This is a genomic window from Chryseobacterium sp. S0630 (assembly GCF_024158915.1).
In the GTDB taxonomy this organism is placed as follows: Bacteria; Bacteroidota; Bacteroidia; order Flavobacteriales; family Weeksellaceae; genus Chryseobacterium.
Map to the genome: position 1 here is coordinate 29,268 of NZ_JAMZGF010000027.1, position 22,665 is coordinate 51,932.

Annotated in this window: 20 protein-coding genes; 13 read left to right on the forward strand and 7 right to left on the reverse strand. The window is 36.6% G+C overall.

Annotation, left to right across the window (positions count from 1 at the left end; all coding sequences use genetic code 11):
• The first annotated feature begins 64 nt into the window (after positions 1–64).
• Both NK356_RS13240 and NK356_RS13245 read left to right on the forward strand, forming a co-directional pair.
• Positions 65–1,096 (forward strand): bestrophin family protein, encoded by a 1,032-nt coding sequence (locus NK356_RS13240; RefSeq protein WP_253317201.1) that lies wholly within the window; start codon positions 65–67, stop codon positions 1,094–1,096.
• A 203-nt stretch (positions 1,097–1,299) separates the two neighbouring features.
• Positions 1,300–2,385: a serine hydrolase gene (locus tag NK356_RS13245; RefSeq protein ID WP_253317202.1), complete on the forward strand. Its 1,086-nt coding sequence runs from the start codon at positions 1,300–1,302 to the stop codon at positions 2,383–2,385.
• 23 nt (positions 2,386–2,408) lie between these two features.
• On the opposite strand, the gene NK356_RS13250 is transcribed toward NK356_RS13245, so the two are convergent.
• Complete coding sequence (locus tag NK356_RS13250) at positions 2,409–2,867, reverse strand: Lrp/AsnC family transcriptional regulator (protein ID WP_034695278.1); 459 nt, start codon at positions 2,865–2,867, stop codon at positions 2,409–2,411.
• 157 nt (positions 2,868–3,024) lie between these two features.
• On the opposite strand from NK356_RS13250, the gene NK356_RS13255 reads away from it, so the two are divergent.
• A complete protein-coding gene (locus NK356_RS13255) occupies positions 3,025–4,254 on the forward strand; it encodes an aminotransferase class I/II-fold pyridoxal phosphate-dependent enzyme (RefSeq protein ID WP_034695275.1) in 1,230 nt (409 codons plus the stop codon).
• A 317-nt stretch (positions 4,255–4,571) separates the two neighbouring features.
• Here the strand turns inward: NK356_RS13255 and NK356_RS13260 are convergent, their stop codons facing one another.
• A complete protein-coding gene (locus NK356_RS13260) occupies positions 4,572–5,576 on the reverse strand; it encodes a glycosyltransferase family 2 protein (protein WP_253317203.1) in 1,005 nt (334 codons plus the stop codon).
• 209 nt (positions 5,577–5,785) lie between these two features.
• On the opposite strand from NK356_RS13260, the gene NK356_RS13265 reads away from it, so the two are divergent.
• Positions 5,786–6,799, forward strand: a complete 1,014-nt coding sequence (locus tag NK356_RS13265; protein ID WP_253317204.1) for an SDR family NAD(P)-dependent oxidoreductase — start codon at positions 5,786–5,788, stop codon at positions 6,797–6,799.
• 216 nt (positions 6,800–7,015) lie between these two features.
• The gene (locus tag NK356_RS13270) at positions 7,016–7,822 is read left to right on the forward strand and encodes an AraC family transcriptional regulator (RefSeq protein WP_253317205.1); all 807 of its coding nucleotides are present in this window, start codon (positions 7,016–7,018) and stop codon (positions 7,820–7,822) included.
• 356 nt (positions 7,823–8,178) lie between these two features.
• Here the strand turns inward: NK356_RS13270 and NK356_RS13275 are convergent, their stop codons facing one another.
• Together NK356_RS13275 and NK356_RS13280 are read right to left on the reverse strand one after the other, a co-directional pair.
• Positions 8,179–8,601: a branched-chain amino acid ABC transporter substrate-binding protein gene (locus tag NK356_RS13275; RefSeq protein ID WP_253317206.1), complete on the reverse strand. Its 423-nt coding sequence runs from the start codon at positions 8,599–8,601 to the stop codon at positions 8,179–8,181.
• 19 nt (positions 8,602–8,620) lie between these two features.
• Positions 8,621–9,787, reverse strand: coding sequence for a class I SAM-dependent RNA methyltransferase (locus NK356_RS13280; RefSeq protein WP_034695266.1), 1,167 nt, complete (start codon positions 9,785–9,787; stop codon positions 8,621–8,623).
• A gap of 137 nt (positions 9,788–9,924) precedes the next feature.
• On the opposite strand from NK356_RS13280, the gene NK356_RS13285 reads away from it, so the two are divergent.
• Both NK356_RS13285 and NK356_RS13290 read left to right on the forward strand, forming a co-directional pair.
• Positions 9,925–10,650 carry a class I SAM-dependent methyltransferase gene (locus tag NK356_RS13285; protein ID WP_034695265.1) on the forward strand — a complete coding sequence of 242 codons (726 nt, stop codon included), beginning with the start codon at positions 9,925–9,927 and terminating at the stop codon, positions 10,648–10,650.
• On the forward strand, positions 10,650–11,381 hold the full coding sequence (locus NK356_RS13290; RefSeq protein WP_034695263.1) for a ZIP family metal transporter: 732 nt from the start codon (positions 10,650–10,652) through the stop codon (positions 11,379–11,381). The genes NK356_RS13285 and NK356_RS13290 overlap by 1 nt, the downstream gene beginning before the upstream one ends.
• Positions 11,382–11,444: 63 nt before the next feature.
• On the opposite strand, the gene NK356_RS13295 is transcribed toward NK356_RS13290, so the two are convergent.
• Together NK356_RS13295 and NK356_RS13300 are read right to left on the reverse strand one after the other, a co-directional pair.
• Positions 11,445–12,830 (reverse strand): OmpP1/FadL family transporter, encoded by a 1,386-nt coding sequence (locus NK356_RS13295; RefSeq protein WP_253317207.1) that lies wholly within the window; start codon positions 12,828–12,830, stop codon positions 11,445–11,447.
• Between the two features lie 54 nt (positions 12,831–12,884).
• Positions 12,885–13,985, reverse strand: a complete 1,101-nt coding sequence (locus tag NK356_RS13300; RefSeq protein WP_034695260.1) for a hypothetical protein — start codon at positions 13,983–13,985, stop codon at positions 12,885–12,887.
• Between the two features lie 144 nt (positions 13,986–14,129).
• Between NK356_RS13300 and proS the strand changes: the two genes are divergently transcribed.
• The 5 genes from proS (at position 14,130) to dnaJ (ending at position 20,993) form a co-directional block, all read left to right on the forward strand.
• Positions 14,130–15,605, forward strand: a complete 1,476-nt coding sequence (gene proS / locus NK356_RS13305) for a proline--tRNA ligase (protein WP_034695259.1) — start codon at positions 14,130–14,132, stop codon at positions 15,603–15,605.
• 118 nt (positions 15,606–15,723) lie between these two features.
• Complete coding sequence (locus NK356_RS13310) at positions 15,724–17,049, forward strand: OmpA family protein (protein ID WP_253317208.1); 1,326 nt, start codon at positions 15,724–15,726, stop codon at positions 17,047–17,049.
• A 113-nt stretch (positions 17,050–17,162) separates the two neighbouring features.
• Positions 17,163–18,497: an Nramp family divalent metal transporter gene (locus NK356_RS13315; RefSeq protein ID WP_034695256.1), complete on the forward strand. Its 1,335-nt coding sequence runs from the start codon at positions 17,163–17,165 to the stop codon at positions 18,495–18,497.
• 739 nt (positions 18,498–19,236) lie between these two features.
• Complete coding sequence (locus tag NK356_RS13320) at positions 19,237–19,773, forward strand: nucleotide exchange factor GrpE (protein ID WP_034695255.1); 537 nt, start codon at positions 19,237–19,239, stop codon at positions 19,771–19,773.
• Positions 19,774–19,874: 101 nt separating this feature from the next.
• Positions 19,875–20,993, forward strand: coding sequence for a molecular chaperone DnaJ (gene dnaJ, locus NK356_RS13325; protein ID WP_034695254.1), 1,119 nt, complete (start codon positions 19,875–19,877; stop codon positions 20,991–20,993).
• A 132-nt stretch (positions 20,994–21,125) separates the two neighbouring features.
• On the opposite strand, the gene NK356_RS13330 is transcribed toward dnaJ, so the two are convergent.
• Positions 21,126–22,010 carry a DUF808 family protein gene (locus tag NK356_RS13330; RefSeq protein WP_034697497.1) on the reverse strand — a complete coding sequence of 295 codons (885 nt, stop codon included), beginning with the start codon at positions 22,008–22,010 and terminating at the stop codon, positions 21,126–21,128.
• 155 nt (positions 22,011–22,165) lie between these two features.
• On the opposite strand from NK356_RS13330, the gene NK356_RS13335 reads away from it, so the two are divergent.
• A complete protein-coding gene (locus tag NK356_RS13335) occupies positions 22,166–22,648 on the forward strand; it encodes a tetratricopeptide repeat protein (protein ID WP_253317209.1) in 483 nt (160 codons plus the stop codon).
• Positions 22,649–22,665 lie beyond the last annotated feature (17 nt).

A 22,665-nucleotide genomic window follows, 5' to 3' on the forward strand; every position in this document is an offset into this window, starting at 1 on the left:
TGAAATACAATTAATCCCAGTTTGGTATTTATTTTGTCTATACACGCAAAACACATCCATTTTTATGATCACAACCAAATACGTCAACTATAAACAGGTTCTCAATCTTGCCGGTGTACATCTTATCCTTATCTCTATCTGGTGTACATTGATTGCTGTTTTCTTTTATTTCTTTAACTGGCACTGGATGACGATTCCATGGGTTCCTGTTGCACTTATTGGTACAGCAGAAGCATTCCTTGTGGGTTTTAAAAACAACCAGGCCTATGACAGACTTTGGGAAGCCAGAAAAATATGGGGCGGAATTGTGAATTCCAGCCGTTCATTTGCGTCTATGGTGTATGCTTTCGATACCAAAAATGAAGAAATTGGAGTTTTTGATCTCGAAGACCGTAATAGAAGAATCGTTTACCGCCATATTGCATGGTTATATACTTTCCGTGAACAGCTTTTAGTCCCTACAGAATGGGAACACATCAGTACAGAAAATAATAAATTCGGGAATATCAACCTGAGAAGAAACAGATTAATCAAGGCTGGTTTTCCTGATTACGGAAGAGCCCCTATTTTCCTTCACAAATATCTTTCGGAGGAAGAATATGAACTTAAAAACGATTATAAAAACTTTGCCACCTATTTAGTTGCCCAACAGGCAAAAGACATCAATGAGCTGAAAAATATGAATGCCATCACAGAATTCAACCAGACTCAGCTTCAAAACAGCCTGAATGAATTCTACAATTTCCAGGGACAGGCAGAAAGAATCAAGAAGTTTCCTTCTCCAAGACAGTTTGCCAGCACAGCTTTTGTTTTCAATATTCTTTTTATCATGCTGCTGCCACTAGGATTAGTGAATGAGTTTGCAAAACTTGGTGATTGGGGAATCTGGACCTCCATTCCTTTCTGTATCATCATCGGATGGATTTATATTATTATGGAGCTGGTGGGAGATTATTCTGAAAATCCTTTTGCAGGATTAATGTTTGATGTTCCGATGCTTTCAATCTGCAGAACCATTGAAATAGACCTTCTTCAGATGAGCGGAGAAACAGAGCTTCCTGATCCTATTTCTTCCAAAAACGGAGTTTTGGTCTAACTTCTTTAATCATATTCAAAACTTAAAATTCATATCAAAAGCATTGTAAAAAACTTTAAAATATTCTTTAAAACATATTCAAAAAGTTCATTGTTTTTCATAATTTAGAAGCATTGAAAGCACAAGCTATATTGATTCATCCGAATCGATTTAGCTTTTACTTTTTTCATCAACTAATAATTTTATCCTTCCTTTTGTAAACAATGAACTCCAAGCAACTTCTGCAGGCTATCACAATGCTATGTCTTACCCTCTTCTGTACTAAAGTGAAGTCGCAGGCCGCCTACAACCAAGAACTACCTAAAGAATTCAAAGACCAATTCACCAAAGAAATTAATGACAGTATTCCTTCTCTGGGATCTTTTATTGTTTCCCAGAATAATAAGGTAATTTATGAGCAGTATTTCCATGGAGCTAATAAAGAAACTATATTCAGTATAAAATCTGTTACCAAAAGTATTGTCTCTGTACTGGCAGGCATCGCACAGGATAAAAACATACTTCCTAACCTCAATACTCCGGTTTTAAAAATTCTTCCGGAATACAATATATCGAGAAGTAGTTTCAAAAACATTTCCAATATTGAAGGAAAGGTGGCTCATGATTCCATCAGAAATATATTAACATTAAAAAATCTACTGACCATGCAGGGTGGTTTTGACTGGGTTGAAAATTCAAAAATTTCAACAGCCATGTTGTTTTCCGGTGATCCTGTAAAGTTTGTACTGGATCTTCCTTTTGAAGAATATCCGGGGACAGTCTTCAATTATAACAGTGGTGAAACCCATCTTTTTGGAGCAGCGTTGGCAAAAATTGTAAAAACGAATTTGAAGCAATTTGCCACAGAAAATCTTTTCAGGCCATTAAAGATGAATATTCCACGATGGGACACTGATTCCATGAACAGGAATATTGCAGGTTCGGAAATGTTTATGAAACCTGAAGACATGCTGAAATTCGGCACTATGATTCTGAACAACGGAAAATTTAGCGGCAAACAGATCGTCTCTTCAAAATGGATTCAGGAATCTACTTCTGAACAGGTAAAACTGGATGCCTGGGATGTAATGCCGAATGCCGACGGTTACGGCTATTACTGGTGGCGAAGAAAGACCAACGGACATCAGGCGTTCGTAGCCACCGGCTATGGCGGACAGCTTATCTGCGTTATTCCTGATTTAAAAATGGTTATCGTGACCACTTGTTTTTTAAATGACAAAAACAAAGGCAGAACCGAGATTAAAAGACTTCATTATTTCATCGATAAAATGACAAAAACAGATCAATAATTGAATGTCAAATCATTGATAGTCTATAATATGATGGCCGTCGTATTTTTCACTTCAGAAATCATAAATGAGCTGTGTGTACTTGCAATGTGCTGAAGCGTCGTAAGCTTTGTGAGCATAAAACTGCGGTAATCTTCAATATCTTTCACACCAATTTTAAGGATATAATCATAGTCACCGCTTACATGAAAGCACTCTGTCACTTCCTGAAGATCCATCACCTCCTTTTCAAACTGCAGTACAAATTCTTTTTTATGCTGACTTAGTTTCACATGACATAAAACGATAAAATTTTTCTTAACTTTACTCTTGTCCAGCAAGGCTACATATTTTGAAATAACACCAGCATTTTCAAGCTTTTTTACACGCTCATAAATTGCTGTAACCGACAATCCAAGCTTACCGGACAGCTCTTTGGTGGTTTGCTTACAGTCTTCCTGTAAAAAAAGTAACAGTTTCTTATCTGTTTCGTCAAGTTCCATAGATATTTTTTTGGTAAAAATTTAATAATATCGAAGATACTAAATATTTTTTCTAAATAAACAATATTTTACAGTTTTATATTCTATAAATTCAAATTTATATTGTAATTATTAAGAAATTAATGCAAATTGGAACGATAAAATAAAAACAATATTTATGGAAAACTTTAACGCAGCCAATGAGATCCAGGATCTTCAGTATTTTGGTGAATTCGGAGGAGTGAATCCTTCTATCTCTGATAGCTCTACCTATACGTTCCTTTCTGCAAAGACCATGTTTGATACTTTCGAAGGAAATGCAGAAGGATGTTATCTGTATTCCAGACATTCATCACCGATGAATCTTTATCTGGCTCAGGCTCTTGCCAAGATGGAAAACACAGAATCTGCCAACGTTACGGCATCCGGAATGGGAGCTATTACTTCCGTTTTGATGCAGGTGTGCAAAAGTGGAGACCATATTATTTCAAGCCGAACGATCTACGGAGGAACTTATGCTTTTCTTAAAAATTTCTTCCCTCAATTCAATGTAGCGACTACTTTTGTTGACATCAACAATTTTGAATCTATAGAAAAAGCAATCACTCCCAATACCAAAGTTATTTATTGTGAAAGTGTGAGCAATCCGTTGCTTGAAGTAGCAGACCTTAGAAAACTTTCTGAAATCTGTAAAAAACACAACCTGAAACTGATTGTAGACAATACCTTCTCTCCTCTTTCTATCTCTCCGACATTATTCGGGGCTGATGTGGTGATTCACAGTTTAACAAAGTTCATCAACGGAAGCAGTGATACGGTAGGAGGAGTATATTGTGCTAGCCAGGCATTTATTGATGATACTAAAAATGTCAATTCCGGCGCATGTATGCTTCTTGGGCCTACGATGGACAGTTTAAGATCATCAAGCATCTTAAAAAACCTGAGAACATTACATATCAGAATCAAACAGCATAGCCACAATGCCATGTATCTGGCTGAAAGATTCGAAAAAGATGGCTTAAAAATATCCTATCCTGGCTTACCATCTCATAAAAACCATGAATTAATGAAAAGCATGATTCATGAAGAATACGGATATGGAGGATTATTAACTCTGGATGCCGGAACAACAGAAAAAGCAAACGAACTGATGGAGCTGATGCAGGCAGAAAACCTAGGATATCTTGCCGTAAGCTTAGGGTTCTATAAAACCTTATTCTCATGCTCAGGAAAATCTACCTCATCTGAAATCCCTGAAGAAGAGCGAGCTTCCATAGGAATTTCTGACGGACTGATCAGATTCTCTATTGGTCTAGACCACGATATCAAAAGAACTTATCATAAAATGAAGGAATGTATGTTGAAAGTAGGAGTTCTTAACCACCATGAAAACATTTCTACCATCTAAATTTATTGTAAAAAGGCTGTTTCGTTTGAAACAGCCTTTTTTTATTTTCTTAATTTATAATTCCAACCGTTTAGATTCCTTCGGAATGACAAGCTGAACGGGTAAAAACTATTCACAAAGACTATCCCCATAGTTTGTCATTCCGTAGGAATCCATACAGCAATAGTTTTCAAATAGTAAATGATGATAATAGAACTGAGACTTCTACGGAATGGCAAAGATTGTGAATAATTACAAGCAAAAAATTCAATAGGAATGGGCTTTAGCCCATTTATCAAAAAAGAATTCATTCGATCGGCTTTAGCCAAAACTTAAAACTATTTCTTATAATAATGATGCGGAAAAGCATCCTCAGGCTTCATTCTGAAAATATTCAATAAAATCCAGGATTTCAGGAAACCATATCCGTAAGAAAACATCTGAATATAGGTGGAAATAACTGCCATTCCGGCAATGCTGATATTTTTAGTCAACAATAATGCATGGAACAATACTAAAAAGGTATACAATCCGTAAAAAGCAAGGATGATTCCTCTTCCCATTATAAAGTATTCCAAAAAGCCCATCAAATATCCTAACATGAATAAGGTAGGAAATGCAAAGGAAATCTTCACATAATTGGGGTGTCTCTGATTAAGAATCGGTCTTGCACAGCCAAATTGGTAGACCTGCTTGGAGAATTTCCCAAAATCAACCCTACGTTTGTGATATACAGCAATATCATCAAAAAAAGCAGTGGTAAAACCATTTTCCCAAAGCGTCATGGAAAGATCCGGATCCTCACCTATCCTCATCTCTGAAAATCCGCCTACTTTTTCAAAAACAGCCTTTTTCACCCCCATATTAAAACTTCTGGGTTGAAATTTCGAAACAGCTTTCTTACTCCCTCTGATTCCTCCTGTTGTAAAAACAGAAGTCATAGAATACGAAATGGCCTTCTGCATCAGATTAAATCCCTTATGCGCTTTATCTGCTCCTCCAAACGCATCACAAGGAATGGTAAGAATATCGTTTTTAATATGTTCAATATAATCTTTTTCAACGATGACATCACTGTCTACAAATACCAGCCATTCATTGGCTGCTCTTGCTGCCCCATAATTTCTTGTCAGTCCGGGTCCTGAGTTATCTTTTCTGAAATATTTAATATCCAGTATTCCATCAAAATTTTCAATGGTAGGTTTCAGGTCAATTAAAGAACCATCATCCACAATAATGATCTCAAACTCCTTATCTGTCTGCTGAGTAAGAGAAGTCAGCAACTCAAAAAGTTCATCTTTTCGGTTGTAAATGGCAACGACAATGGAAATAGTAGGCTTCAAATTGAAAATTTTTCAAAATTACTTATTCGCAGAACAACCTACAAACAGTTTAACAGCTTATTCAGAGAAATTAACGATAAAGAATTTTATCTGCCTTACTACATGGAGATTACAAATGAAATTCTGAGCCAAGTTATTTGACATTTTAAACAAAATGAACACCGAAATTACCTCCTAATTTTGTGATAGAAATTTAAAACAACGAAAAAATGGAACCTATTATCAACGCATTGCAGCAACCTGTTCAATCAGGATTTACTGCTTATACAACGGCTCAGGAAGTTATTAAAGGAATAGACCTTACCGGAAAAACAGTCATCATTACCGGTGGCTATGCAGGAATTGGACTTGAAACCACAAAAGTTCTTACTTCAGCTGGAGCGCATGTGATTGTTCCCGCAAGAGATATCGAAAAAGCGAGGGAAAATCTTACAGGAATTGAAAATTTTGAACTTGAAAAAATGGATCTGATGAATCCGGCTTCTATTGACGCTTTTGCAGAAAAATTTATCGCATCTGGTAAAAGTCTGGATCTTCTGATCAATAACGCAGGAATCATGTGGGTTCCGCTTCGCAGAGATCACAGAGGTTTCGAATCTCAGCTCGCTACAAACTATCTTGGACAGTTTCATCTTACTTCAAAATTATGGCCCGCCCTTAAAAAAGCAAATGGAGCAAGGGTAATAAGCGTTTCTTCTTATGGGCATCAGATGGCTCCGTTTAATTTTGAAGATCCTAATTTTGAAAAAAGAGATTACGACACCCTTTCCGGATACGGACAATCCAAAACAGCTTGCAATCTGTTTGCCGTAGAACTTGATGAAAGAGGAAAAGAATTCAATATCAGAGCGTATTCCCTTCACCCTGGATCTGTATATGGAACTGATCTGGGCAGAGAAGAGCCTATCGAACTTTTTAAACAGCTTGGAACACATGATGAAAACGGAAATATCAAACCGGAGGTGGAAGCACGATTGAAAACTATCCCTCAAGGTGCTGCAACAACAATTTGGTGCGCTGTAAGCCCTCAACTTAACGAAATAGGTGGTGTTTATTGTGAAAACTGTGATATCGCAGAAGTAGACAAGGGACAAATTGAACATAGATTTGATGAACCGGCAACTATTTATGGAGTACAGCCTTATTCCATCGATAAAAACAATGCGGAGCGCTTATGGAAATTAAGCGAAGAAATGCTGGGATTTGAGTTTGACACCCAATAACTGTTTTTAGCCAATTATATACAATTTTACATAATCCTGCTGCCTTATTATTATGACACTGTCATTCTGAATGTAACGCAGTGAAATGAAGAATCTAAGCTATACATGAAATTCTTCCTTCATCAGAAATCGAAGATCCGACTTAGTCAATGACAAAGCGTAAAATTATATATAGTCGCCATTTTTAAATACATTTGTAATGAAAAACTTTTGACAATGGATTTCCAGATACAATACCTCACTCCGGATATCAAGATTTCCAGTTATGACGACAAGCTGTTCAAAACGGAAACGGTTTTTGAATATCATATGCTGGTATGGTTCATATCAGGAGAAACGAAAATTATTCAGGCAGACAAAACCTATCTGTTCAAAGCAGGAGATATTTTTCTGATTCCGAGAAATCATCTTGCCACGATTATCAATTACCCCAAAGACGGACTTCCACATAAAGCTGTAGTAATGCATCTTACCACAGAACGACTGAAAAATTTTTATAGTTCCGTTGATTATGAAAGGAAAAACGGGCATCGGGAATCCAGCATTCACAGTTTTAGCAGCCATCCGCTTCTGAACAGTTGCCTGGCTTCTCTCATTCCCTATTTTGATATTGAAGGTCCATTTCCTGAAAACATTGCTCATTTAAAAATTACTGAAGCCATCAGTATTTTAAGAGAGATTGATCCGGATATTGATACTTTACTTGCAGATTTTGATGAACCCGGAAAAGTAGATCTGATTAACTTTATGGAGAAGAATTATATGTTCAATATGCCATTGGAACGCTTCGGGTATCTGACAGGAAGAAGTTTATCTACTTTCAACAGAGATTTCAGAAAGATTTTTCAAACGACACCACAGCGATGGCTTACTCAAAAACGTCTGGAACTGGCCTATTATCATTTATCTGAAAAGAATAAAAAGCCTTCTGATATTTTTCTGGAAGTAGGGTTTGAAGATCTCTCCCATTTTTCGCACGCTTTTAAAAAACAGTATGGCTTTGCGCCTTCACTGGCAAGATAAAACAAAATAGGTTGTACCGCGTGAGTACAACCTATTTTTTATTTTAATTACTATTGGAATTATTTTTTCGGTAAACTATCCGGATCTTTTGAATCCTTCTTTTGAGATATTATATTATGATTTAGAGCTTTTCTTTCAGGTTTTGAAGGTGACGATTTTGATCCAGAACCCAACAGACCGAATAAATCAAAAACTACATCAAATATGTCAAAAAAATTCCAAGACATCAATTTATTATTTTAAATCCTACTTATTATCTTCTAGTTTATGTATCTTCTTCGTCGTTTCCACATCTGGAAAAAAATCATCCAACTATACAGTCTATATATTTTTACTTTAAAACCTGTTTTGTTCTGTTATATAAACCATCCTGACTTAAAGTAGGCATATAATACTGCCGAAATAAAAAAAGTGATTACTGAACAACTGAAAAAAAGCAATTTGAACAGGGTTTTAAAGTAATAAAGTTCCAAAACATAGAGAACAAAAAACACTAACAGCGAAATACCAATTCCTATTAAAGAAGCTACTATTAAGGTTTGTGTATAGTTTTGTACCGGTAAAGGATCTTTAAAAACAATAAAAAGCCCAAATGCCGCTAACACCAAAGCTACAGCACTTACTTTCTCAGTAAAATATTTAGATCTTTTTGATTCCTTTTTTAGAGGTTTTTCATTATAATTAAGACTCTTTCTGTCAGAGGTTGAACTTGACGAACCTGAGCCCGAGCTAAGCAACCCCAATGCGTCCACAATTATGCCTAATAGATCTAAAAACATCAGTTTATTATTTTAAATCCTACTTATTCTCTTCCAGTTTATGTACTTTCTTCGTTCCTTCATACATTTCGTACTGTAAAAATCTCGTTTCCAGTTTTCCGTTGAAAAGTTTGATCTTTCTTGAAGGACGTAAACCGATCTTCTTCACCGCTTCCAGATCGGAAGAGATCAGCCAGGCCAGTGTATTCGGATAATGCGTTTTAAAAGTATCTCCAATTTTCTTGTAGAAATCATCATCATTAATAGAAATTCTCTCATCATATGGAGGGTTGAATACCATTAATAATGGGAAGAGTTCTTTTTTAGAATCAAAGAAGTTCTGTTTTTTAATCTCAATAACATCTTCCATTTCTGCTGCTTCTACATTCATTCTTGCAGCATTCAGCATTCTTGCATCAATGTCATATCCAACAATTTTTCCATCAAATTGTCTTACTCTGTTAATTCTGAATTCTTTAATTTTTGCAAACAAGTCTGCATCATAGTTATTCCAGTTCTGGAATCCGAATCTCTTTCTGAAAATCTGAGCCGGAAGATCCATCGCAATCATTGCTGCTTCAATCAATAATGTTCCGGAACCACACATTGGATCAAGGAAATTTCCTTTTCCATCCCAGCCTGCCAGCTGAAGCATTCCGCTTGCCAGCACTTCATTGATCGGAGCCTCACCTTGTTCTCTTCTGTATCCTCTTTTAAACAAAGGATCTCCTGAAGAATCCATTGAAATCATTACCAATTCTCTGTCAATATGAAGATGGAATTTGATATCCGGATTTCTGGTTTCTACATTCGGACGTCTTTTGAATTTTTCCTGGAAATAATCTACAATCGCATCCTTCATTTTTAAAGTCACAAACTGAGAATGCTTGAAGGTTTCAGAATTTACAGTAGCATCAATAGAGAAAGACTGATCAACATCCATAAAGTTCTCCCATTCAAATTTGAACAATCTGTCATAGAACTGATGCTGATTAAAAGCTTTGAATTCATGAATTGGTACCAGAATTTTCAATGCTGTTCTCGCAGAGTAATTGATTTTATAAAGAAAACCAAGATCTCCTTCACAATTTACTGCTCTGTTTTTAATTTCAACATTCCTTCCACCCAATTTTTTGATTTCTTCTGCCAGAATCTGCTCCAATCCGAAGAATGTTTTTATCTGTATTTTAATATTTTCTGTATCCATAAGTTTGAATTAAAAGATTTAAAGCTTTAAAAATTAAAAGATTAGCTATCCAACTTCTTGTCCAATTGAATTTTTCAATCTCTTAATGTTGTAAAATACTTTGCTTTTAACCGCACAAATTTAGTTATTTTTGCATTATGGAATGGTTTGAATCTTGGTTTGATACCCCTTATTATCATTTGCTTTATAGCAACAGAGACTATACTGAAGCTGAAAACTTCATTACAAAGCTCACTGCGGACCTTCAGCTTCCGCCTCAGTCGAAAATCATAGATCTTGCCTGTGGTAAAGGAAGACACTCGGTTTTTCTTAATAAATTAGGGTATGATGTTTTGGGACTTGACCTTTCAAGACAAAGTATTGAATCTGACAAACAGTACGAAAATCAAACTTTACTTTTTGAAGTTCATGACATGAGAAACCCTATTGATGCAGATCCAATGGATGCTGTATTCAATTTATTTACAAGTTTTGGATATTTTGACAATGAAAGTGATGATAAAAAAGTATTTCAGTCGGTATACAATGCTTTAAAACCAGGAGGATATTTTGTTCTGGATTATCTGAATGAAGAATTTGTAAGAAATACCTTAGTTCCTGAAACCACAATAACCCGCGGCGATATTGATTTTAAGATCCTGAAAAAAATTGAAGGCAGACACATCATCAAGGATATCCGTTTTGAAGCTGATGGTAAGCCATTTCATTTCTTTGAAAAAGTAAAACTTCATACCCTGGAAGCGATCCATAACTATGCTTCCGAATGTGGTTTTGAAAGAATAAAAATCTGGGGAGATTATCAGCTGAATGAATTTAAGAAAGAAAATTCCCCGCGATGCATCAATTTATTTAAGAAAAAATAATGACAACAGTACTTTTACTGATTTTAAGTGTCGTAACAGGAGTATTCCTGGGAAAACACTTTGGTAAAAAAGAAAAACTGGCTAAAAACTTACTGATATTAAGTGCCGGTTTTTTGATTACAATATGTCTCAACGAAGTTTTTCCGCAGGTTTACACCTCAGCCGGAAGCAATAGTCTTGGGATATTTGTAATTGCAGGAGTTCTTCTCCAGATGATTCTGGAAGCTCTTACCAAAGGTTTCGAACACGGACACTTTCATCATCATAGTGAACACAATATTCTTCCCGTTGCTTTAATGGTAGGACTATTCATCCATGCTTTTATTGAAGGGATTCCTTTAGCTAACGAGCAGCATGAAATGTCACCTTACCTTTGGGGAATTGTATTTCATAATCTCCCTATTTCATTTATTCTGGGAGCATTTTTATTTAACAGAAAGGGAGAATCTAAAAGTTCATCATCTTATCCTTCTATTCTCATTGTAGCATTATTTGCCCTGGCTTCTCCAATGGGAATGTTATTGGGTAACTATTTCAATCCAAATCTTCAGCCCTATTTTCTGGCTATCGTAGGAGGAATTTTCCTTCATATTTCATCTGTAATCATTTTTGAAAGCAATAAAAATCACAATATCGATTGGGTAAAGATTGGGCTGGTTGTCTTAGGAGTTTCACTTGCACTCATGATGCATGTTTTCCATCAACATCCTGCCGCTGCTCATTCTCATTAAAAAATAAAAAAGCTCCGAGATTCCGGAGCTTTTTTGTTATATATAGCTTAATGTGTTATAAGCTTAGAATTTCCATCCTAAAGTAAGGAAGAAATTATTTCTGTTGTTTTTCACATCACTTACAGCATAAGCATCACTTTCGAAAGTGTTTTTAGCAGAATAATATGATGAATCAAAATTATCACCCATATATCCTCTCATGAAAGGATTGGTGTATTTAGACGAAATATTCTGATAAGATGCATCGATATAGAATGATTTGAAATCATATCCAATACCAAATGAAAGTGTATTTCTGTCGCTCAACATCAAGTTGCTATAAGACTGATCTCCTACACTGCCTGCATCATTAAATCTACTGATTGTAAGTGCATCAAAAGGACTTGACTGGTAAGAGTATCCTCCTCTCAATCTGAACTGCTGTACTCTGTACTCAGCTCCCACTCTTACTTCTGAAAGATTCTTGTAGTTTTCTTTGAAGAAATCATTCAATTCTCTTTCTGCACCTCCATATACTTTATAATCAGGCTTTGTAAGTCCAAGAGTATAGTCTACGTTCAATGAGAAGTTTTTACTTGCTACAAACGCAGCACTCACCGTTGCTTTAAGAGGTGAAGTGAACTTTCTGTTTTCAGCTCCCATATCATCTCCGTAAACAGGATCATTATAGAAGTAATAATTTCTGTCTATTGTCCAGAATGTAGGAGTTTCAAGAGATGCTCCCACTCTGAAGTTAGGACTCAACTTTCCGATCACCCCTAATGAAGCAGAAAAACCTGAAGATCTTTCTGAATACGGAGTATCCTGCTTGCTGAATGCTTCTGTAGAACCATTGGCAATGCTTCTGTACAACAAAGTATCATATTGATCCAATGAAGCGTTGAAAAAGTTGAAACCTGCTCCTAAATATAAATTATGATTATAATTGGCTCCAACCCCAAAACTCATCTTTGAAAGGTTTCCGTATCTTTCATACATATGCCCTGCTAATGCAGCATCTTTGGTAATATCATCCTTATCAAAAGCATAAACGACATTATTATTTCCCGGTGACTGGATGATATTGTCTAAAGTCTGATTAGAAAAATTAATACCAATATTGATAAACTTCCATCCGGTTTCTGTCATCAAAGGAAAAGCAATTACTCCTCCTGCATTCCCAAGGTCTCCTCTGGTTTTACTATAATCTATTGTAGATCCTCCTAAAGAACTTTTGTTTTTATTTCCTAAAATAGATAAAGTTCCTGAAACCTCTCCTGAAATAGCAACTCCTAAACCTGCCGGGTTCGTAAGCAAAGAGTTTGCATCACCACCTAGCGCACCATTAGCTCCAGCCATCGCATTAAACTTAGCTGATCCCACCATAGGAGTACTTGAATAAACCTCTACAGTATTTCTTATGACAGAAACATCCTGAGCCTGTGCATAAAATGCAGCAGAAATGCTCATTAATACTAAAGATTTTTTTAACATTATTTTTTAATAGTTTATTAATTTGAAAAATTATCTGAAGCCTCCTCTGCCTCCGCCGCCGGATCTCATTCCGCCACCGCCTCCTGAAGAACCGCCTCTAAAGCCTCCTCCACCAGAGTTGAAGCCACCACTAGATCTGAAACCTCCTGAATCATTAGATCTGAAGCCTCCGTTATTGTTGTTATATCTTGGCTGTGGTTGCTGATAATTGTAATTAGGTCTTGTTTGTGGCGCAGAGTTACGGAAACCACCATTAGATTGTGTATTTCTGAAACCTCCGGAATTACCGTTTCTAAAACCTCCGGAATTACCATCTCTGAAACCGCCATTGCTATTTCTGAAACCTCCGTTTGAGTTAGTATCTCTGAAACCACCATTATTATTAGTGTTTCTGAAACCTGAATTATTTGTATTCGTTCTGTAAACTGCATTGGCTACCCCAGTATTCTGGAATCCACCTCCACTGATACCACTTCTTCTGTAAACAGGTCTGTTGTAGTAGCCACCACCCCAGTAGCCGCCTCCGTAACCCCAGTAAGGATTTCCGTAGTATCCGCCCCAGAATGGATCATAATAGCCACCATAGCCATAACCCCAGTATGGACTTCCCCATCCGTAAGAGCCTCCCCAGCCCCAACCGAATGATCCGCCCCAACCCCAGGACATGCTTGCACCCCAGCCCCAGCCACGGTTCATACCCCAACCCCAATAAGGGCTGTAACCACCATACCATCCCCAAGGAGATCCCCATCCCCATGAGTTGTCATAGTAGTTAGTCTGAGAACCTGAATAAAGTCCCCAGTCCGAATCTGTAGCATTAGAGTTCCAATTTGGATTGGTGCCACTCCAGTCATTATATCTGTTTTGCTGTTCTCTGGAATTCGTCTGTGCATTCTGAATTACATTAGAATCCTGATAGTAGTCATAGTATTCTCCTACTCTGTTTCCGCTATCATTAATGATAACTCCTTCAGGTAGCGTATCCTTATTGGGGTCGTAATACACCCCATCTGTCTCGCTATACCCTCCCATCTGAGCACCACAAGACACAAGTAATAATCCGCCCGATATAGCCAATATCCCTTTGGATCTTAGCAGACCAAGCAAATTTTTATGTATATTTCTTTTCATGATAACGTAAAAATTTTTAATTTAAATTATATTTGCAATCTGTACCAAAAATGTACCAAAATACTGGTAAAAAAATCTATCAAAAATAGATTTTTATTTTTAGATAACAATAATGTACAAAAGTTAAAAAAATTTTAAAAAATAATGGCAAAATTAACCTCAAGAAGCGAAGATTACAGCAAATGGTATAATGAGCTGGTTGTAAAAGCTGATTTAGCTGAAAACTCAGGCGTGCGTGGATGTATGGTGATCAAACCGTATGGCTATGCGATCTGGGAAAAAATGCGTGATGAAATGGATAAAAAATTCAAAGAAACAGGTCACGTTAACGCATACTTCCCGCTTTTTGTGCCCAAGAGCTTGTTTGAGGCTGAGGAAAAAAATGCAGAAGGTTTTGCAAAAGAATGTGCTGTTGTTACCCACTACAGATTAAAAACTGATCCGGACAATCCTTCCAAGCTGATTGTAGATCCGGATGCAAAACTGGAAGAAGAACTTATTGTTCGTCCTACTTCAGAAGCAATTATCTGGAATACTTACAAAAACTGGATTCAGTCTTACAGAGACTTACCGATACTAATCAACCAATGGGCAAATGTTGTTCGTTGGGAAATGAGAACACGTCTGTTCCTTAGAACAGCAGAATTCTTATGGCAGGAAGGTCACACTGCTCACGCTACAAAAGATGAAGCTATTGAAGAAGCAGAGAAAATGAATAAAGTATACGCAGATTTTGCAGAAAACTTTATGGCTATTCCTGTAATTCAAGGGTTAAAAACTCCATCTGAAAGATTTGCAGGAGCTGATGAGACTTATTGTATTGAAGCATTAATGCAGGACGGAAAAGCTTTACAGGCTGGAACATCTCACTTCTTAGGTCAGAATTTCGCAAAAGCATTTGACGTAAAATTCACCAACAAAGAAGGTAAAATCGAACATGCATGGGCAACATCATGGGGAACTTCTACCCGTTTGATGGGAGCTTTAATTATGACCCACTCTGATGATTTCGGATTGGTATTGCCTCCTACCCTTGCGCCAATTCAGGTAGTGATTGTTCCTATCTTTAAAGGAGAAGAGCAACTGGCACAAATCAGTGAAGTGGCTTTAGATATTCAGGCTAAACTGAGAGCAAAAGGAATTTCTGTGAAGTTTGACAATGATACTCAGAACAAACCAGGATGGAAATTTGCAGAATATGAATTGAAAGGAGTTCCTGTAAGAATTGCAATGGGACCAAGAGATCTTGAAAATAAATCTGTAGAAATTGCGAGAAGAGATAATCTGACTAAAGAAGTTCGTTCTATTGATGGACTTGATTCTTATATCGAAGATCTATTGAAAACGATTCAGCAGGATATTTATAATAAAGCATTTGAATTCAGAAAAAATAATATCACGAAAGTGGATACTTATGAAGAATTCAAAAAAGTTCTGGAAGAGAAAGGTGGATTCATCTATGCACACTGGGATGGAACAGCTGAAGAAGAGGAACAAATCAAGGATGAAACGAAGGCTACGATCAGATGTATTCCTCTGGACAATGACGTAGAAGAAGGTATTTCTTTGATTTCAGGAAAACCATCTAAGAGACGTGTATTATTTGCAAAAGCTTATTAAAAAATTTTAACGATTTAGAAAAAAATCGTTAATTTTTAAAGAAATATTCAAAAAAAGTGACATTTGGACGGATTTTTGTTTAAATTTATCTCAACATTAATCAAAAAAATTTATTATTATGTCTTTAAATGTCATTGATTTAATTAAAGGACAATTAGGTCCCGCATTGGTTTCACAGGCTGCATCGCAGTTTGGAGAAAGTGAATCCGGTATTTCTAAAGCAATTGGCGGATTATTACCTGCCGTAGTAGGTGGATTAGCCAATAATGCAGATAAACCTGGCGTTGTGGATGCTATTACACAAGCCTCTTCAAGTGGAATTTTAGGAAATTTATTAGGTGGTTCGTCCAGCAATCCTATTATTTCAAACTTGTTGTCTTCAATTTTTGGAGATAAAGTAAGTGCATTAGTGAATTCTATTGCCAGTTTTTCAGGAGTGAGCAATACCTCTGCAAGTTCTTTGTTAAACCTGGTGACTGGAGCTACAGTAGGCACTGTGGGAAAATATGCAGCAGACAATAATTTGGGTGCTTCAGGTATTTCCAGCTTACTGAATGATCAGAAAGGCATTATTTCTTCTTTATTGCCAGCAGGTCTTTCTTTAGCTTCCTTTGGATTAGGAGCTGAAAATTGGTTTGGCCAGGCAAAAGAAACAGTTTCTTCGGTAACTTCTACTGCTAAAGATAACATCGCTGAAGGTGTTGCTACAGCAAGAGAAAATGTTTCGGAAGGAGCAAGAGAAGTAAGAGAAAGATTTGAAAATAATAACAATAATAATCAAGGCGGAGGTTCAATCTGGAAATGGTTGCTTCCGCTTTTATTATTGATCGCTGCTGCTTATTTCTTATGGAAGCAGTGTGAGAAAAAACAAACCACTACAACCACTACCACAACATCTGATTCTGCAGCAACCAGCTCAACTACAGATACGGCTGCTACAACAGCAACACCTGCTCCTGCAACAGCTAAAACAGATGAAGACATTGATCTTAATGGAGTGATGTTAAAAGGTTACAAAGGAGGAATGGAAGATCAGATGATTACATTCCTGAAATCCGGAAACTACAAAAATGCAGCTGATGATGCGGCATTGAAAGACAAGTGGTACGATTTCGATCACGTAAACTTCAAAATGGGAAGTTCTACTGAACTTGAAGCTGGTTCACAAGGACAGTTAGATAACTTAGTGGCTATCCTTAAGGCTTTCCCTGATGCAAAAATCAAAATCGGAGGTTATACAGACAAAACCGGAAACGAAGCCAACAATGTAAAACTATCAAAAGCCAGAGCTGAATATATCAAAGCTGCTTTAGTAAAAGCAGGAGTTGGTGCTCAGGTCTTAGAAGCTGAAGGCTATGGAAGCAAATTTGCTAAAGTAGATGCAAAAGCTTCTGATGCTGAAAGAGCTGCCGACAGAAAAATGGCTGTAAGATTTGCAAAATAATCTTTAGATTGAATAAAAATTAGATCCCGGGAAGCAATTTCCGGGATTTTTTTAGGTCATGATTTTTCTGTTTACATTTATTTAATTAAATTTGTTAGTCATTTCTAACATTTATGAATTTCAATATAAAAAGCGCCTGGCGAAAAGATAAAACCAACCATTCTTTATCAGAGGTTTATTCATCAATCAAAGTCCCTAAAAATGCAACTTTTTGGAGAAAATATCTTGCATTTGCAGGACCGGGACTGATGATTGCTGTAGGATATATGGATCCCGGGAACTGGGCTACAGATATTGCCGGGGGAGCTCAATTCGGTTATACACTCCTTTCGGTTATCCTTATTTCCAATATTTTTGCAATGGTTCTACAGCACTTATCCGTGAAACTTGGAGTTGTTGCAGAGAGAGATCTTGCTCAGGCTTGTAGAGACCACTTCAGTCCTACCACTAATTTTATTCTCTGGGTATTCTGTGAAATAGCCATTGCCGCCTGTGATCTCGCTGAGGTTATCGGCTCGGCCATTGCATTAAACCTGTTATTCCATATCCCGCTCACCTGGGGAATTGTCATTACAACAGTGGACGTTTTAATCATTCTTTTGCTTCAGTCCAAAGGTTTCCGATGGATTGAGAGTATTGTAGGAGGGCTTATCTTCATTATTCTGGCGTGTTTCGTGTATGAAATTATCATTTCGCAACCTGCTTTTAATGAGATTCTGGGAGGTTTGGTTCCACAAAAGGAAATCATTCAGAACCCTGCCATGCTTTATATTGCAATCGGGATTTTAGGAGCTACCGTAATGCCACACAATCTGTATCTGCACAGCAGTATTGTACAGACCAGAGATTATACCCGTGATAAGGAAGGAAAAAAAGAAGCCATAAAGTTTGCCACTATAGACAGTACCGTTTCATTAATGCTGGCATTTTTTATCAATGCAGCAATCCTTATTCTGGCAGCTGCTACATTCCATACTACAGGTAACGAACATGTGGCGGACATTCATGATGCCTATAAAATGTTAACGCCTATTCTGGGAGCTTCTATGGCAAGTATTGCATTTGCCATTGCTTTATTAGCATCCGGGCAAAACTCAACATTAACAGGAACTCTTGCCGGACAGATCGTAATGGAAGGCTTCCTGAATATCAGATTAAAACCATGGCTGAGAAGATTGATCACCAGACTTATTGCTGTAATTCCAGCACTTATTGTTGCCATTCTTTACGGAGAACAGGGAACCACTGAATTATTGGTTTTAAGCCAGGTAATTCTTTCCATGCAACTGAGTTTTGCAGTTGTTCCATTGGTGATGTTTACCAATGACAAAGCTAAAATGGGAGAATTCGCCAATAAACCATTCCTTAAAATCTGTGTATGGATTATTTCCATTATTATTATTGTTTTAAATCTGTACCTATTGTACCAGACTTTTACAGGAGAATAAGAAATACAACTATAGTTTTAAAATTGACTATTGGGCATTGGTAAAGTGAATGGTCAATAGTCAATTTTTGCTTTGAAAAGGCAATTTTTAAAATTACACACCTACAAATTCACAAGCGAAGCGAATTGACGCCTTCACCATTGATAAGTGAATAGTCAATAGTCAATTTTTGTTTCACAAAGTCAATTATTAATCCTAACCCTACAACAAATTCACAAGCGAAGCGGATTGACATCTTAACCATTGATAAGTGAATAGTGAATAGTGAATAGTCAATTTTTGTTTCACAAAGTCAATTATTAATCCTAACCCTACAACAAATTCACAAGCGAAGCGGATTGACGCCTTCACCATTGATAAGTAAATAGTCAATAGTCAATTTTTATTTCACAAAGTCAATTATTAATCTTACCCTACAACAAATTCACAAGCGAAGCGGATTGACACTTTTACCATTGATAAGTGAATAGTCAATTTTTGCTTCGCAAAGTCAATTTTTAAATTACACACCTACAAATCCACAAGCGAAGCGAATTGACACCTTCACCATTGATAAGTGAATAGTCAATAGGCAATTTTTGCTTTGCAAAGGCAATTTTTAAAATTACACACCTACAAATTCACAAGCGTAGCGGATTGACGTATTCACGATTCACCATTACTCCTTTTTCTGCCTTAATGTCCAGATTTTAGATTTGGCAGGCTCTTTGTCAAACAATCAGTAAATAAATATTGAATTATGGAAAACCAGGATATTAACGAAGAAAGCATCAATAATCAGGAAGAAAACAATGTTCAGAATGACGCAACGTCTCAGGACAATGTGACAGCTACTCCTTCTCCAGAGGAACTTTTGGCAGAAGAGAAAGACCGTTACATCAGATTGTATGCTGAATTCGAAAACTATAAAAAAAGAACGAGCAAAGAGAAGATCGAATTCTTCCAGTATGCCAACCAGGAAATGATGGTTTCAATGTTAGGAGTTTTGGATGATTTTGAAAGAGCTTTAAAAGAAATCGCTAAAAACGGAAATCCGGCTGACCTGCAAGGTGTAGAGCTTATCTATCAGAAATTCAAAAATAAACTTACCGAAAAAGGACTAAAAACAATGGAAGTAAAGGCTGGTGACAGCTTTAATGTTGATTTCCATGAAGCGATTACTCAGATCCCTGCTCCATCGGAAGATTTGAAAGGAAAAATCGTAGACGTTATTGAAACAGGATATACTTTAAATGATAAAGTAATCCGTTTTGCAAAAGTAGTAACAGGAAATTAAAATTCATAAATGATAAATGGTGAGTGATAATTGATGAATGTTTCACTTATTAGCTTTACAATATCTTTTATCATTTATCAACAATCAATTATAAAATTGTCATGTCAAAAAGAGATTATTACGAGGTTCTTGAGATCAGCAAATCTGCATCGGCCGACGAAATAAAAAAAGCATACCGTAAAATGGCCATCAAATTTCACCCGGATAAAAATCCAGGGGATAAAGAGGCTGAAGAAAAATTTAAAGAAGCTGCTGAGGCTTATGAAGTTCTGAGCGACGATCAGAAGCGTGCAAGATACGACCAGTTCGGTCATGCCGGAGTAGGTGGAAACGGTGGTTTCGGAGGCGGAGGCTTCGGAGGCGGAATGAACATGGAAGATATTTTCAGCCAGTTTGGAGATATTTTCGGTGGTGGTTTCGGAGGATTCGGTGGTGGCGGTGGAGGCCGTCAGCAGGTGAAAGGTTCTAATTTAAGAATCAGAATCAAGCTGAACCTTGAGGAAATGGTAAATGGTACTCAGAAAACCATCAAAGTAAAGAAAATGAAGATGGCAGAAGGCGCCACTTCAAAAACATGTCCTACCTGTAATGGTTCCGGTGTTCAGTTAAAAGTAATGAATACCATGTTTGGTCAAATGCAGACTCAAACTACATGTAGTACTTGTCAGGGAATTGGAAAAGTTGCTGATAAAATTCCTGCAGGAGCCAATGCACAAGGTCTTATCAAAGATGAAGAGGAAATCACAATCAACATTCCGGCAGGAGCAAGAGACGGTATCCAGCTTAATGTAAGAGGAAAAGGAAATGACGCTCCATTTGGAGGTATTCCGGGAGACTTACTGGTGATCATTGAAGAGGAAATAGATCAGGTGATCAAGAGAGAAGGCGATAATCTTCACCAGGAATTATATGTTTCATTTGCTGAAGCTGCTTTAGGAACTAAGAAAGAAATTCCTACTGTAGGCGGAAAAGTAAAAATTACCGTTGATCCGGGAACTCAATCCGGAAAGATCTTGAGATTGGCCGGAAAAGGACTTCCTAGCATCGATAGTTATGGTAAAGGAGACATGTTTATTCACATCAATGTCTGGACTCCACAAAAGCTTACTAAAGACCAGAAAGATTTCTTTGAAAAGCAGATGTCCAGCGGAGAAATGGTTGCAGAACCATCCGGAAAGGAAAAAACTTTTTTTGATAAAGTAAAAGATTTATTCAATTAATATAGAAAAAGAGGCTTGTAAAAAGTCTCTTTTTTTGTTCAAAGTTTTATATTCAAGGTTTAAATCTCATCATAAAAAATCCTGCACTCTCTCGAGCACAGGATTTTTTGGTTATTTAATTCTAATTCTGTTTTATTTTTTTGTGGCTAAGGAATAGATTCCCTTTCCTAAAGTAAATACGGCAACCGCCAGCAATCCGCCAACAACACCAAGCGTAAGTTCTTTCAAAACATCTGGCCAGGTTGGTAATATGCCATGGAAAAATTCAATCCTATGCAGAAAAATTCCACCAGCAACCATTATTAAAGCAATTGTTCCTACGACTCCTAATATTTTAATAACAATAGGTAAAGCCTTCACTAATAGATGTCCAAGCCTTCCGAAAAAACCTTTATCGTTACTTTTCTTTATTAATTTAAATCCTGCATCATCCATTCTTACGATCAAAGCTACAATTCCATAAACTCCGACAGTAGCGATAAATGCAACTAAGCTCGTTACTAAAATCTGCGTAATGAAAGGATGACTTTCTTCCAATACAGTTCCTAAAGCAATAATAACGATCTCAATTGATAAAATAAAATCAGTTGTAATTGCCGATTTTACTTTCTCTTTTTCAATTTCTTCAGAACTTTTTTCGTCTTCTTCAATTTCCTCTATCACTTCATGACCTTTTTTGTCACGGTGAAAAAGAAATTCTATTACTTTTTCAACACCTTCAAAAGCCAGGTAGAATCCTCCAAGGATCAATACATAATTAATAGCCGGAGCATACAACCAATTAAGTAAAAAAACGACAGGAAGAATAATCAGTTTATTGATAAATGATCCTTTGGTAATTGCCCATAAAACGGGAATTTCTCTTGAGGAAAGAAAGCCAGTGGCTTTTTCTGCATTTACAGCAAGGTCGTCTCCTAAAATTCCTGCTGTCTTTTGGGTAGCAACCTTACTCGTAACCGCTACATCATCCATCAATGCTGCAATATCATCCAAAATTGCAAAAAAGCCTGATGCCATATTTTAATAATTTTTTAATCTTTGTTAAGTTCAGCAAAAATAATTATTTAATTCCGTTTTTGGATTCATAATCTAACAATAATTTTCAAAATTATAAGAATCTTTCAACAATCCTTCACTTTCAATATTTTATATCTTTGTTTAAAATCTATTCAATGGATAAAAACTGGGAAAACCAATTACAAAGTATATGGCTAAAACTTGGAACTATAAGCAATCAAGAGTTTATTGAGCAAATTAAAAATCATGCAGAATTACTTACAGAAACGGATTCCCTGGCTATTGCTGATTTTGAAAAAGCCTGTGCTTTTGACTCCACAGGACATGAAAAGGAAGCAGAACCTTTGTACAGATCAGCATTAGAAAAAGGATTAACTGGCTTACGAAGAAGAAGAGCCAGAATTCAGCTGGCTAGTACATTAAGAAATAATGGAAAAATAGAAGAAAGTATCCATATTTTAAGGGAAGAAAAAGCCCATTATTCTGATGAACTGGATGATGCGGTAGATTCTTTTTTAGCACTGTCCCTTTCTTCAGCAGGAGAATACAAAGAAGCACTGTCTTTAGCATTGAAAGCAATATCAAAACATTTGCCCAGATACAATAATTCTTTGAGCCGCTACGCTGAAAACCTGTAATTTTAACCGTTTTTAAA